Below are 13,828 nucleotides of genomic sequence, written 5' to 3'. Positions count from 1 at the left end.
TGGTTAATAATACTTTAAATATTTTTTATTAAGTATGAAAAAGTACTTTGCTTTATACCTTTGATAAATGTTTCTTTACGTCAATTTCATTGTAAAATAAGAATCGTTTTTACGAGTTAATGTGTTAATCGTTTTTTAGCCACATACACTATTAATTGACTTTTTAGGAATGTCAAAGACATACTCAATTATTTTTAACACTACAACATCAGAAAGCAAAACAATTGAATCAATCGCAAAAGACATATTTTTGTTAGTTGTAGAAAAAACAATTTTACATGCACAAGTAAGTAATAATACTATCAAAACGTCACACGGCGGAATAATACAAAATCACGGCGACTACAAAATTGTAATGGTCGCAAGAGAAAACAATATTAGTTTTTAGGTACTGAAGATAAAAGGAAAAACGATTACAAATAAAAAATTAACGGCTCGGTTATTTTTGAATTTTTAATAAAACAAAAGCAACAAATCCAGTTTTTTTAAATACGGTTCGTTTTTCAAAAATAATTAAAAGGGAACCATCACAATTACAATAAAATTATAGGGCCAGTATTCAAAATATGTAGTGACCATTCATCAATATAACAAATTATGCTAAATAAAATTATTGAGTTTTCAATCAAAAACAAACTCATTATTGGACTGTTTATTTTTGCGCTCATCGGATATGGGAGTTATCAATTTACCAAATTACCAATTGATGCCGTTCCTGATATTACAGATAATCAAGTTCAGGTAATTACTTCAGCACCATCACTGGGTGCGACCGATATTGAACGACTGATTACTTTTCCAATAGAACAAGCCAACAGTAATATTCCCGGACTGAAAGAAATTCGTAGTTTTTCTCGTTTTGGTTTATCAGTGGTTACCATTGTTTTTAACGATGCAACCGATGTGTACTGGGCAAGACAGCAAGTAACAGAACGATTAAGTGCTGTTAAAGACCAAATTCCTAACGGTATTGGAAATCCAGTTCTTGCACCGGTGACAACAGGACTAGGTGAAATTTATCAATATGCTGTACGAACGAAGCCCGGTTTCGAAAAAAAATACGATATAACCGAGTTAAGAACCATTCAGGATTGGATTGTGCGCCGGCAGTTATTGAGCGTTGAAGGTGTGGCGGAAGTGAGCAGTTTTGGTGGGAAATTGAAACAATTTGAAATAGCGATTGATCCCAATAAATTGCAATCCTATAATATCACCATTACAGATGTTTTTACGGCTTTAGAAAAAAACAATCAAAATACAGGTGGTGCTTATATTGAAAAAGGGCCTAAAGTTTTATACATCCGCAGTGAAGGATTAATTAGTACGATCGAAAATATAAAAGAGATTTCCATTAAAAACACTAGTAACGGAAGCCCCTTATTCATTCGTGATGTCGCTGATGTTCGTATTGGTAGTGCAATTCGTTACGGTGCAATGACTTTTAATAAAAAAGGAGTGCAATCGGGTGAAGTTGCGGGTGCAGTAGTAATGATGTTAAAAGGAGCCAATAGTAATGTAGTTATTAAAAACATTAAAGATCGTATTGCACAAATCGAAAAAACATTACCCGAAGGCGTCATTCTGGAACCTTTTCTAGACCGCACTAAAATGGTGAATAATTCTATTTCGACGGTCGAAAAAAATTTATTAGAAGGTGCATTAATCGTTCTCTTTGTTCTTATTTTCTTTTTAGGAAACATACGAGCAGGATTAATTGTGGCGTCAGTAATTCCTTTGGCTATGTTGATAGCAGTTATATTGATGAACATATTTGGGGTGAGCGGTAATCTTATGAGTTTAGGAGCATTAGATTTTGGATTGATTGTGGATGGTGCCGTTATTATTGTTGAAGCGTGTTTGTTTAGTTTGCACAGCAGGAAAACTGTTCAAGTCTCACAACAAGAAATGGACAACACCGTATTAAAAACGGCAATAAAAATGCGTAATGTATCCGTTTTTGGAGAGTTGATTATATTGATCGTATACATTCCTATTTTTACGTTGCGCGGTATCGAAGGAAAAATGTTTTTACCAATGGCACAAACCATTGCATTTGCTCTGTTTGGTGCTTTTATATTGTCGCTGACTTATGTTCCGATGATGACTGCTTTATTTTTAGACAAAAAAATATCGCATAAAAAAACTTTTTCAGATCGAATGATGGAAAAATTAGAAAATTTCTATCAACCACTTCTAAATAAAGCATTGGGGATCCCAAAAACAATTATTGCTGTAACATTAGGATTATTTGTTTTAGCGCTAATTACACTTTCGTTTATGGGTGGCGAATTTATGCCTTCGTTAGAAGAAGGTGATTTTGCTGTAGAAACAAGGGTTTTGCCGGGAAGTAATTTGCAAACTTCAATGACTGCCATTTCACAAGGTGCAAAAATACTAATAGAAAAATTTCCCGAAGTAGAGAAAATTGTAGGGAAAACAGGAAGTAGCGAAGTGCCAACTGACCCTATGCCCATTGATGCAAGCGATATGATGATCATTTTAAAGAACAAAAGCGAATGGACTTCTGCCACAACTTTTGATGAACTATCAGAAAAAATGGCAAAGGAATTGGAAGCTGTTCCTGGGGTTTCCTTTGGTTTTCAATATCCGGTTCAAATGCGTTTTAATGAATTGATGACTGGTGCAAGGCAAGATGTAGTCTGTAAAATATTTGGAGAAAACTTAGATACATTGGCTTTGTACGCCAATAAATTAGGTAAAATTGTAAATACAGTTGAAGGAACTTCCGACCTTTATGTAGAAACCGTTACCGGAATGCCACAAGTAGTAATTGACTACAACAGAGCTTCCATTGCACAATATGGTTTAAATATTGAAGATATTAATCGAATTGTAAATACCGCATTTGCAGGACAAAGCACAGGAGTTGTTTACGAGGGCGAAAAACGATTTGATTTAGTAGTTCGTTTAATAGGCGACAAACGGCAGGATTTGGCAGATGTTCAAAATTTATTAATACCAACGTCCACGGGTTCGCAAATTCCTTTATCTCAATTGGCAAAAGTTGAAATTACTGAAGGCCCAAATCAGATACAAAGAGAAGATGCCAAACGTAGAATTGTAGTTGGTTTTAATGTTCGGGGACGTGATGTGCAAAGTATTGTAAAAGAACTGCAAGGTAAAGTTGAAACTCAAATTAAATTTCCTGCGGGTTACTATGCAACTTATGGAGGTGCTTTTGAAAATTTAAACGAAGCCAAAAACCGTTTGATGATTGCGGTTCCGGTTTCATTACTATTAATATTTATTTTGCTTTATTTTGCATTCAATTCCGTAAGACAAGGGCTGTTGATTTATTCGGCAATTCCACTTTCGGCAATTGGTGGTATTTTCTTTTTAGCGATGCGGGGAATGCCGTTTAGCATCAGTGCCGGAGTTGGTTTTATAGCCTTATTTGGTGTAGCGGTTCTGAATGGTCTGGTGTTGATTGCAGAATTCAACAGCATTCGAAAATCTGGCGAAACCGATTTAAAAGCAATTGTTTTACAAGGAACTAGAATACGATTACGTCCTGTTCTAATGACTGCATTTGTAGCATCATTAGGTTTTTTACCGATGGCATTAAGCAATGGTTCTGGTGCAGAAGTGCAAAAACCTTTGGCAACTGTCGTAATTGGAGGTCTGTTGGTTGCAACGTTCTTAACCTTATTTGTTTTACCAATTTTATATATCATGTTTGAAAAAGGAATTAAATTACAACCAAAAAAGATAAAATCAATTACAACAATCATAGTTGTGGGATTGTTTTTTTCTTTTCAAAATGCGGCTTCTCAGGAAAAAATTTCAATTGAGAAAGCGATTGAAACGGCTCTTTCAAATAATATCAAAATTAAAAACGAAAAACTAAATTCAGAATACTTGCAAAAAATGACCAAAACAGGCTACGATATTTCCAACACGGGAATTATTGGCGAATACGGTCAGTTTAACAGCAATGCAAATGACATGAAAATTGGTATTTCGCAAAACATAAAATTTCCAACCGTTTACAAAAGGCAACAACAACTTTTAAGAGAAGAAGCCAAAAAAGGGCAATGGAACGAAGCTTTGCAAAGAAAGGAACTGACCAGACAGGTAACAGTAGTGTTTTACGAAATGTTGTATCTAAAAGAGAAGGAAAAGCTGTTGCTAAAAAGCGATAATGTTTATTCGGAATTTTTAAGGATCTCAGCGCTTCGTTTTGACAAAGGTGAAAGCAACATATTAGAAAAAGCAACCGCTGAAAACCAATCCGGACAAATAAAAATTCAGCTTTTGGGATTACAAAGTGATTATACAATAGTACGATCGCAATTCAAGTATTTACTTAATTCTGATAAAGACTTTATCCCGATATCAGATAAATTTAAAATGGATTTTACCGAAAATTTAGATAAAAACGCCATGGGCAATCAACCCACTATAAAAATATTTGAACAAGAAGTAAATAGCAGCAAAGCGGAAGTTTCACTTGAAAAATCTAAAAAATTACCTGAATTAATCGGTGGTGTTTATTGGCAAACTTTCAAAACAAATGCGGAGTTTCAAGAAAGTTATAATGGTGTTTACGGACAATTTGGAGTGGCATTTCCGCTATTCAATACAGCGATAAATAATAGGAAAAAGGCTTTAGAGATAAACACTCAAATAGCTGAAAACAACTTAAATAATGAAAAACTTAAATTTCAAAATCATTATCAGGAATTAGTCCAGGAATATAAAAAACACAAAGAAACTATCGCTTATTATGAAAGTCAGGCGTTGAAAAATGCGGATTTGGTAACTAAAGCTGCTAATGATAAATTTTTCAATGGTGATATTAATTATCTGGAATGGGTAATGCTTATTAATCAAAGCACAGAGATTCAAAGTGATTACATTGAAGCGGTTAAAAAATTGAATGTAAGCGTTGTTGAACTTAATTATCTTTCTAATTAATGATGAATTTAAAACAAATATTGACTGAACCTTTGATAGTTTTAGAAAATAAAACCTTTGCTAAGTTGCATATGGTGCAAACCATCAGTGTGGGAAAAGTGTATGGTTCAAACTTTGCATTTTCGCGTTATTATTTTTAAGCCAAATATTAATTTTCAAGATATATAAAATGAAATGTCAAATTTACAAACACCAAAATAAAAATACTATCATGATTAAAAATACAATCTTTACAATACTGGCAATAGTATGCGTTTTTGCATGTGGAGAAAAGAAAACGGAAAGCGAAACAGAAGCCACTCCAACTATCGAAAACACAACAACTCTTACTGATGCACAAATAAAAAATGCAGGTATTGTAACAGGGAAAATGGAGCAAAAAGAAGTTTCATCTACCTTAAAATTAAATGGTAAAATAGATGTTCCGCCCCAAAATTTAGTGTCCATAAGTGTGCCGATGGGAGGTTATTTAAAATACACCAAACTTTTAGAGGGAATGTATGTAAGCAAAGGACAGGTTTTGTGTGTTGTTGAAGACCAACAATACATTCAACTGCAGGAAGATTACCTTTTGGCGAAAGCGAAAATAGGGTACGCAAAAGCCGAATTTGAAAGACAAAGAGAACTTAACCGAAGCAAAGCCAGCAGTGACAAAGTGTATCAACAAGCACAATCAGAATACAACTCACTATCGGTAATGGTGCAATCGTATGGAGAGAAATTAAAATTTGCAGGGATAAATCCAAATAATGTTTCTACAAAGAACATTTCAAAAAGCATCAATATTTATTCGCCAATAAGCGGTTATGTATCGAAAGTAAATGTAAATATTGGCAAATATGTAAACCCCAGTGATGTGTTATTTGAGATTGTTAATCCATCTGATATTCATTTGGCATTGACCGTTTTTGAAAAAGACATCGATAAACTGGCCATTGGCCAATCGGTGGTCGCTTACACCAATACCAATCCGGAGAAAAAATATTATTGCAAAATTATTCTAATCGGTAAAGATTTTTCCGAAAACAGAAGCACGGAAATGCATTGCCATTTTACAAACTTCGACAAAGCGCTTTTACCTGGAATGTATATGAATGCTGAAATTGAATTAAAAAGTCAGCAGTCAAATGTATTGCCATCTGATGCTATTGTGAATTATGAAAACAAGAATTATGTTTTTATTGCTAAACAAAACAAGCAATTTGAAATGAAAGAAGTTACTGTAGGAATTACAGAAAATGAATTTACTGAAATTATTTCAGAAGATTTGATTGAGGCTACTATTGTGATTAAAGGTTCATATTCACTCTTGATGAAAATGAAAAATGTAGAAGAATAAAAAAGCGGGATTCCAGTTAAAAATGCAACTTTTTGATTAAACATATAATTTGAAATCCCTTTTATTATTCTATTTTTATAAAAAAATAACAGTTATGACTTCTTATTTTAAATCTCTTGTATTACTTTGTTTTCTTTTTTGTGTTTTTTCCTGTAAAGCACAAATCATCATTTCTGATGTACAAGAAAAAAATGTTCCAATTATTAATGACAGTACATTTGTAAATTTAAAAGAGTACAGCCAAGATTTTGTCTATGATATGAAGTATGCCACAAATGATAATTTTTTAAAAGCAAAAGTGTACGATTGCGCCGAATGTTTTTTACGTTTAAAAACCGTAAAAGCACTCTTGGAAGCCAATATGAAATTCATCAAAAATGGTTATAAAATCAAAATTTTTGATTGTTATCGCCCTTTGGATATTCAAAAAAAAATGTGGAAAATTGTCTCTAACCCAAAATATGTTGCCAATCCGGCCAAAGGTTCCATTCACAATAGAGGCGGAGCGGTGGATATTACGCTAGTTGACAGTAAGGAAAAAGAATTGCCGATGGGAACAGATTTCGATTTTTTTGGAATTGAAGCAAGTCACAATTATCTAAATGTTTCAGCAGCAGTAAAACAAAACAGATTATTATTAAAATCCATTATGACCAGCAGTGGATTTAATTCTTTCGATTCAGAATGGTGGCATTACAATTTAAAATCCGGTTTAAATGATAATGTTTCAAATGTTAAATGGGATTGCAAATAGTTTTTATTCAATACATTTTAAGTTGTCAATGAAATAGTTTTCGGGAAAGTAAATTTCGCTTGTTAATTCAGATTTGAACTCTTTTTTGAAGACGTAATCTTCTGTATCAGTCAAATATTTAATTCGCATCATGAATACGGGCGAGTTTTTTAATTCTTCAAAACTGTCCTTCATAAACATAAAAATTCCGGAATTAACTCTATTATCAAATCCTTTCTCATCGCGTATCATGGTGCCGCAATTTTCTTGATCGATATGAATTAGCGTAATTATTTTTCCATTGTTTAACTGTAAAAACAATTTAGAATTTTTATCAAAACAATTGGCTTTCAAAAAATCTTTACTTTTGTTAATACTCTGAACGGTCAATGTTGGTAAGCCATCTGTTAATGCCAAAGAATAAAAAATATAACTTGAATTCCCCGCAAAATTCTTCTCGCTAATCATGTATTCTTTGGTTGATTTATAAGTCCCGATAGAATCATTTACATTAGCGCTGTAATCACATGGTTTTTGAGCGAATATATTAAAGCTGAAAAGAAATAAAGTCAGTGCAATCAGATGTTTCATTTTTATGATATTTTGGTGCAAATTATAACAATTTTATGATTATTTACGTCGGTTGTGAAAAAACAATATACATTTCCACCGTCTTTTATTTTCCATTTTTTTCGAATAATTTCAACACTGTCCGGGAAATTTCGAATGGTTATATTCGCCTGTGTTTTTTCTAAAAAAGTTTTCATTTCCGATTTATTATAAGCAAATGTATTCTGAATTTCAAAAATGCGTCCCGGGAACGGTATAAGATCTTTCAAAGTGTATAAGTGGGAATGTTTGTGTAGTTTATTTAAGTTAAAAAAAAGACCTACTTCATCAAATCCACCTGATTTCATGATGGAGCTATTTGGCTCGTAAAGGTATTTTTGAGGTAAACTAAAGTTTGGTAATGTAGAATTATCATTTAAAATAAAATGAAATGTTTCCATTTTATCTTTTAAAATATTAACGGTTTTGATGTTTACATTTCCAAAATAATCTTTCTGCAATTCCCAAACTAATTCTTTTACTTCATTTTCTAAAGCTACGATGTGAATAGTTTTGACGTGTTTCAATTCGGATAAACCCGCGGTAAGATCAAGAAGTGGTGCAGTTTTTATTAAAACAGCACCTGAGTTTTTAAAATAAAAATCAAGATTTTCAGGAACATTTGGTAAACAATCCTTCAGCATGAATACTTTTCCTTTGGCATCATTTCGTCTGGAAGGATCAATATAAATCCAATCCCATTTTGTATTTAGTGTATTTAAAGTATCCAAACTATCTCCTGAATAACAAGTAATATTTGTAACATTTAATTGTTCAAAATTATGTTTTACAAGATTAGAAAGTATCGGATTAATTTCGCAATGGGAAACTTTTTTTATTTTTTTTGCAAAATAATAATCGTCTACTCCAAAACCTCCCGTTAAATCGATTAAAGATTCACCGGAAATTAAGGAAGCCTTGTACAAAGCTGTTTTTTCGGATGATGTTTGTTCTATCGAAATTTTACTTGGATAAATAATATTTTTGGTCGAAAACCAATTGGGCAATTTATCTTTTGCTTTTGTTTTAGCTTCTATCTGATTCAAAACATAAATCCAATCCAAATCTTGAAAGGGATTTTTTCGAAGTGCTAACTTTGATACACTTTTTCCAATGTTGTCATTGATAAAAGCCTGTATTTTGGCATTTAAAATCCTTGAATCCAAAATTAAATATCTTTAGTTAATAGCATGATAATTTTGTTTTCTGGGAAGAATTCTTTACCCATAACTTTTATTATTGTGTACAGCGGCACTGCCACTATCATTCCTAATATTCCAAAAAGGAAACCTGCAATTAAGATTACAAGAAATATTTCCAGCGGATGTGAGCTTACGCTTTGAGAAAAAATAAATGGCTGGGATAAATTGTTATCGATAATTTGAACGATCCAAAAACCAATTAAAACATAAATGGTGGTCGGCAAAATTATAGATTGGAAATCACTACCTAAATTGCTTAGCATTGTTAGAATTGCCGCTAAAGAAGACGCTATAAGTGGGCCAATGTATGGGATAATGTTTAGTACTGCACATAAAAATGCTATAGCAAGTGCATTTGGAACTCCAAAAATGAATAATACAATTAGGTACAATAGAAATACAATGAATAATTGAAGTAATAATCCAATGAAATAACGCGATAACAAGCGGTTTATTTTTCCCAAAGAATGTAATATTTGTTCTTCATGGTTGTTTGGAATTAGTTTTTTTACTCCTAAAATGAACATTAGTCGGTCTTTTAAAAAGAAAAAAGTAATAAATAGTACGGATCCTAATCCTATGCCCAAACTACTAATTGTGCCTAAAATTGTATTTAAGAAGTTAGGGATGAAATTAAAATTTATTTTAGAGGTAATGTTAGCTTCTTTTAAAACCTGTGCAGAATCAATTTGGTGATTGTCTAAAAACACAGTGATTTGATTGATTAACCGGATTATGTTTTTTTCAATTTCTGCAGTGTTAAGAAGTGACAGGTTTTGTCCTTGAGATAAAATCAAAGGAACAAACATCATTATAAACCCGAATATGATTAGTATAAAAATAAGCAAAGTCGCTATTGTTGCGAAAATATGATTAAACTTCAATCGCTTCTTAAAAAAGTCTAAAATAGGATTTCCGATCAATGTTAGTATAAATGCTACAACCAGGTATATCAATACGGATTGAATTTGATAAAAAAAGTACAAGATTAAACCACATAAAGTTAGTGTCAATAATGCTCTAAGAATCCCATTTGAAATGGTTTTTGAAGTAATCATGTTTCTATTTTAGATTGTAAATATAAAAAAACTCGCTAACAAGTAGCGAGTTTTAAATTCTAAAAAACTAAAAAAAATTATATTCCGAAACTCGCTCTTGCTCCACCTGAAACAAATAAAGCAGCCATTCTTGATTTTTGACCGTTAGAGAACATGTACATTCCTGCATCATCAGTGTAATCCATATAGTTCATTGTCATTTCAACTGGAGTACCAGTACAAGTGCTGTAATGAGGATAAGCTGGAATACCGTAGTTAGATGTGTTGTGTGTAGGTGTATCAGAAACTAAATCGCTTCCACAAGTTGCATCACCCCAAATGTGACGTAAGTTCATCCAGTGACCTACTTCGTGAGTAGCTGTTCTTCCTAAATTAAATGGTGCAGCTGCTGTACCTCCACTTCCAAAAGCATTGTTATCCATTACTACTCCATCAGTAGCAGCTGCTCCTCCAGGAAATTGTGCGTAGCCAAGAATACCGCCACCAAGATTACAAGACCACATGTTTAAAACAGTTGTTGGTGTAGTTGGAGCAATACCTTGTGCTGATTTTTTCATCGCATCATTTGTTGTCCATGAAGTTGTAGTTGTTGATCTTCTCACTACATTTTGCAATACAAATGTAATTCCAACATTTGCTTTCACTCCTGAAAATGCTGCAGGAACTGAATTATAATCAGAATTTAAAGCATTGAAATCTTTATTCAATACGTCAATTTGAGATTGGATTTGAGACAAAGAAATGTTTTCTGCAGCAGTTCTGTACAATACATTTACTACAACTGGAATTTCTACTTTACCATTTACTAAACGAGCAGATAACATTGCTTTTTCAGTAAAAGCTTCAATTTTATTCATCCTTAAAGCTAATGAAGGATCAGCTTTCATTTGAGCAGTAAGAACTTCTTGAGATGCACAACCACGTTGTGACACTGCACTTGCTTCTGGAGTAGCTTCTGTCGCATCATTTTGACAAGAGAAAAGCATTAAAAATGCTGCAGCAGATAAAAAAATTTTTTTCATAATGAATTTGTTATAAATTAATAGATTTGGTTAATTATTTCACAATTTTATAACAAATTTTTTATAAAAAAAAGTATTGCTTAATTTTTTTTTTAAAAAAATTGTAATCCACAGATTTTACGGGTTTCCGTAAAATTGTAAAAATTTATTTCAAAGTATTTTCTGATAATTTATTTTATTTTAAATTTTAAAAAGTTTTATTCATTAGTTTTAATTAAAGAAATTAAGATACTTTTTGTGATATTGGTTTAAAAAACGTTATTTTTTTTAAAAACAAATTAATTTATTACTTACTATAGCTTAGAAGTAAATCGTACAAACTATACCCGTTGTCATTGACTAATAAATATAATTTATATAGGTAAATTCCGAAAATTGTGTAAATTAATTATTATGCGAAGAGTTTTTTTAAATTTTATTTTAAAAATAAAGTAGCGGTAATGTTTTTTAAAGAATATGAAATATGAAGTTTAAAAATGAAGATAAAATCCAAAAAAAAAATAATTTTCAACAGAATTTAAAAAGAAACGGCTAGTTATTAAAAATATAATTTAGGATATTGGCACCCATTTTTAGTGCTTTTTCACGAATTTCAATTGGATCATTGTTGACTTCTTGATCTTCCCAGCCGTCACCTAAATCGCATTCGTACGTGTAAAGCAAAACTAATTTGTTTTCTATAAAAATTCCGAAAGCTTGTGATCGTTTTCCATCATGCTCATGTATTTTGGGTAAGCCATTTGGAAAAGAATACGGTTTTTGAAAAATAGCATGACTGGCAGGAATTTCTACTAAGTTATTGTTTGGGAATATTTTTTTTATTTCTTTTTTTATGTATTGATCCATACCATAATTGTCGTCAATATGGAGAAATCCGCCGGCAAGTAAATAGTTTTTAAGATTACTTACTTCAGAATTATTAAAAACAACATTTCCATGCCCTGTCATGTGAACGTACGGGTATGAAAATAAATCAGGACTTCCTGGTTCAACAGTTGCTGGCTTGGTTTTTATTCGGGTGTTGATATGAGCATTGCAATATTTTATTAAGTTTGGCAGTGATGTCGGATTTGCATACCAATCGCCACCGCCGCTGTATTTCACCAATGCAATCTCTTGTGAAAACAAGGGTGTTGAAAGAATAACAAGAAGATAAAATAGTAGCCTCATAATTGAATTAGTTATTCCTCATTGACAAATACCACACTGTGACAGGCAACTATTGCAGCAGTTTCTGTACGTAATCTTGTGTTCCCCAATGAAACTGCTGTAAAATTATTTTCTAGAGCTAATGTAATTTCTTTTTCGGAAAAGTCCCCTTCAGGACCTATTAACAGTGTAATATCTTCGTTTGGTTTCAAAATTGACTTGAGTGTTCTTTTATTCGTTTCTTCACAATGAGCAATCAATTTAACGCCTTCATTTTTAAGTTTTATAAATTCTTTAAAGGTAGTGGCTGGATTCAATTTAGGAAGATATAATTCATTGGATTGCTTCATGGCGGTCAATAGAATTTTATCAAAACGTTCGTTATTAATAACTTTTCGTTCCGAGTGATCACAGATAATTGGTGTGATTTCATGTACACCTATTTCGGTTGCTTTCTCTAAAAACCATTCGTAGCGGTCATTCATTTTAGTTGGCGCAACAGCCAAATGCAACTTAAATTTTGATGGAGTTGCTTTTTCAAATGAAATAATTTTAACCGTGCATTTACTGTCGGAGGCCAAAGTAATTTCAGTTTTAAATAAAAAGCCTAAACCATTGGTAACATATAATAGGTCGGTATCTTTTTTGCGCAATACTTTGATGATATGTTTACTTTCTTCTTTATCAAAAGAAAAAACTTCAGTGAATTCCGTAATAGTTGGATTGTAAAATAATTGCATAATTTATAGTTGTATTCTTGCTTTAGAAACTATAGCGGAAGTTTCAAATGTTTGTGTTAAAAATTTTTGATAACCCACAATCCCAATCATTGCAGCATTATCAGTTGTATATTCAAATTTTGGGATAAAGGTTTTCCAACCGTATTTGCTCTCCGTTTCTTTTAATGTACTTCTAATTCCAGAATTGGCGGAAACGCCACCGCCAATGGCAATTTGTTTTATTCCCGTTTCTTTTACAGCTAATTTTAACTTGTCCATTAAAATTTCAATAATTGTATGTTGAATTGAGGCGCAAATATCATTTAGGTTTTCTTCAACGAAACTTGGATTTTCTAATTTTTTCTTTTGAATAAAATATAAAATAGCTGTTTTTAGGCCCGAAAAACTAAAATCCAAACCGGGAACTTTAGGTTTTGTAAATGCAAATGCGTTTGGATTTCCCAGTTGCGCATATTTATCAATCAAAGGGCCTCCGGGATAAGGAAGACCTAAAATTTTTGCGCTTTTATCAAATGCTTCTCCAACCGCATCATCAGTAGTTTCGCCAATCACCGTCATGTCAAAAAAGTTGTCCACTTTAATAATTTGAGTATGTCCGCCACTTATGGTCAGCGCCAAAAAGGGAAAACAAGGCTTTTCAAAACCATCTTCATCAATAAAATGAGCTAAAACATGGGCTTGCATGTGATTTACGGCGATTAGTGGAATTTGTAGCGCAACAGCCATTGATTTAGCAAAAGAACTTCCCACCAAAAGCGAACCCATAAGTCCTGGACCTTGTGTGAATGCAATTGCGGAGAGTTGTTCTTTTTGTATATTTGCCTTACGCAACGCCCCATCGACTACGGGAACTATATTTTGTTGGTGCGCACGAGAGGCGAGTTCCGGAACCACTCCGCCATATTGACTATGAATGAGCTGGTTTGCTACAACATTTGACAGCACTTTGTCGTTTTGTAGAACGGCAGCAGCAGTATCGTCACAGGAACTTTCGATAGCAAGAATAAAAACCTCAGGATTTTGCATAAAAAGGCACAA

Annotated in this window: 11 protein-coding genes; 4 read left to right on the top strand and 7 right to left on the bottom strand. The window is 32.5% G+C overall.

Translation table 11 applies throughout. The annotated features are described in order from the left end of the window. Window positions 1–169: 169 nt before the first annotated feature. The 4 genes from ACP7AV_RS11195 to ACP7AV_RS11180 all read left to right on the top strand — a co-directional run bounded on the left by ACP7AV_RS11195 (window position 170) and on the right by ACP7AV_RS11180 (window position 7,031). Window positions 170–388, top strand: coding sequence for a hypothetical protein (locus ACP7AV_RS11195; protein ID WP_426092013.1), 219 nt, complete (start codon window positions 170–172; stop codon window positions 386–388). Between the two features lie 209 nt (window positions 389–597). Further along, window positions 598–4,938: a CusA/CzcA family heavy metal efflux RND transporter gene (locus ACP7AV_RS11190; protein ID WP_426092012.1), complete on the top strand. Its 4,341-nt coding sequence runs from the start codon at window positions 598–600 to the stop codon at window positions 4,936–4,938. Between the two features lie 211 nt (window positions 4,939–5,149). Further along, the gene (locus ACP7AV_RS11185; protein ID WP_426092011.1) at window positions 5,150–6,277 is read left to right on the top strand and encodes an efflux RND transporter periplasmic adaptor subunit; all 1,128 of its coding nucleotides are present in this window, start codon (window positions 5,150–5,152) and stop codon (window positions 6,275–6,277) included. Between the two features lie 94 nt (window positions 6,278–6,371). After that, the gene (locus ACP7AV_RS11180; RefSeq protein ID WP_426092010.1) at window positions 6,372–7,031 is read left to right on the top strand and encodes a M15 family metallopeptidase; all 660 of its coding nucleotides are present in this window, start codon (window positions 6,372–6,374) and stop codon (window positions 7,029–7,031) included. Window positions 7,032–7,034: 3 nt separating this feature from the next. On the opposite strand, the gene ACP7AV_RS11175 is transcribed toward ACP7AV_RS11180, so the two are convergent. The 7 genes from ACP7AV_RS11175 to tsaD form a co-directional block, all read right to left on the bottom strand. Further along, complete coding sequence (locus ACP7AV_RS11175) at window positions 7,035–7,601, bottom strand: hypothetical protein (RefSeq protein WP_426065093.1); 567 nt, start codon at window positions 7,599–7,601, stop codon at window positions 7,035–7,037. Window positions 7,602–7,603: 2 nt separating this feature from the next. After that, window positions 7,604–8,785, bottom strand: coding sequence for a THUMP-like domain-containing protein (locus ACP7AV_RS11170; protein WP_426092009.1), 1,182 nt, complete (start codon window positions 8,783–8,785; stop codon window positions 7,604–7,606). A gap of 2 nt (window positions 8,786–8,787) precedes the next feature. Beyond that, window positions 8,788–9,879, bottom strand: a complete 1,092-nt coding sequence (locus ACP7AV_RS11165) for an AI-2E family transporter (RefSeq protein WP_426092008.1) — start codon at window positions 9,877–9,879, stop codon at window positions 8,788–8,790. A gap of 77 nt (window positions 9,880–9,956) precedes the next feature. Beyond that, entirely contained in the window at window positions 9,957–10,901 is a 945-nt protein-coding gene (locus ACP7AV_RS11160) for a zinc metalloprotease (protein WP_426092007.1), read from the bottom strand. A gap of 531 nt (window positions 10,902–11,432) precedes the next feature. Beyond that, window positions 11,433–12,071, bottom strand: a complete 639-nt coding sequence (locus ACP7AV_RS11155) for a DUF4159 domain-containing protein (RefSeq protein ID WP_426092006.1) — start codon at window positions 12,069–12,071, stop codon at window positions 11,433–11,435. Between the two features lie 11 nt (window positions 12,072–12,082). Then, a complete protein-coding gene (locus ACP7AV_RS11150) occupies window positions 12,083–12,790 on the bottom strand; it encodes a 16S rRNA (uracil(1498)-N(3))-methyltransferase (RefSeq protein ID WP_426092005.1) in 708 nt (235 codons plus the stop codon). Window positions 12,791–12,793: 3 nt separating this feature from the next. Then, window positions 12,794–13,816, bottom strand: coding sequence for a tRNA (adenosine(37)-N6)-threonylcarbamoyltransferase complex transferase subunit TsaD (gene tsaD / locus ACP7AV_RS11145; protein WP_426092032.1), 1,023 nt, complete (start codon window positions 13,814–13,816; stop codon window positions 12,794–12,796). Window positions 13,817–13,828: the final 12 nt, after the last annotated feature.

The sequence above is a fragment of the Flavobacterium sp. DSR3-2 genome (assembly GCF_049896525.1).
GTDB lineage: Bacteria > Bacteroidota > Bacteroidia > Flavobacteriales > Flavobacteriaceae > Flavobacterium.
The sequence above is the reverse complement of the archived record's forward strand: the minus strand, read 5'-3'. Positions and strand labels throughout refer to the sequence as shown.

Excerpts from the sequence above, each read along its gene's own strand:
- ACP7AV_RS11195 (WP_426092013.1), top strand. The coding sequence starts at position 170 with ATGTCAAAGACATACTCAATTATTTTTAACACTACAACATCAGAAAGC.
- ACP7AV_RS11190 (WP_426092012.1), top strand. The coding sequence starts at position 598 with ATGCTAAATAAAATTATTGAGTTTTCAATCAAAAACAAACTCATTATT.
- ACP7AV_RS11185 (WP_426092011.1), top strand. The coding sequence starts at position 5,150 with ATGATTAAAAATACAATCTTTACAATACTGGCAATAGTATGCGTTTTT.
- ACP7AV_RS11180 (WP_426092010.1), top strand. The coding sequence starts at position 6,372 with ATGACTTCTTATTTTAAATCTCTTGTATTACTTTGTTTTCTTTTTTGT.
- ACP7AV_RS11175 (WP_426065093.1), bottom strand. The coding sequence starts at position 7,601 with ATGAAACATCTGATTGCACTGACTTTATTTCTTTTCAGCTTTAATATA.
- ACP7AV_RS11165 (WP_426092008.1), bottom strand. The coding sequence starts at position 9,879 with ATGATTACTTCAAAAACCATTTCAAATGGGATTCTTAGAGCATTATTG.
- ACP7AV_RS11160 (WP_426092007.1), bottom strand. The coding sequence starts at position 10,901 with ATGAAAAAAATTTTTTTATCTGCTGCAGCATTTTTAATGCTTTTCTCT.
- ACP7AV_RS11155 (WP_426092006.1), bottom strand. The coding sequence starts at position 12,071 with ATGAGGCTACTATTTTATCTTCTTGTTATTCTTTCAACACCCTTGTTT.
- ACP7AV_RS11150 (WP_426092005.1), bottom strand. The coding sequence starts at position 12,790 with ATGCAATTATTTTACAATCCAACTATTACGGAATTCACTGAAGTTTTT.
- tsaD (WP_426092032.1), bottom strand. The coding sequence starts at position 13,816 with ATGCAAAATCCTGAGGTTTTTATTCTTGCTATCGAAAGTTCCTGTGAC.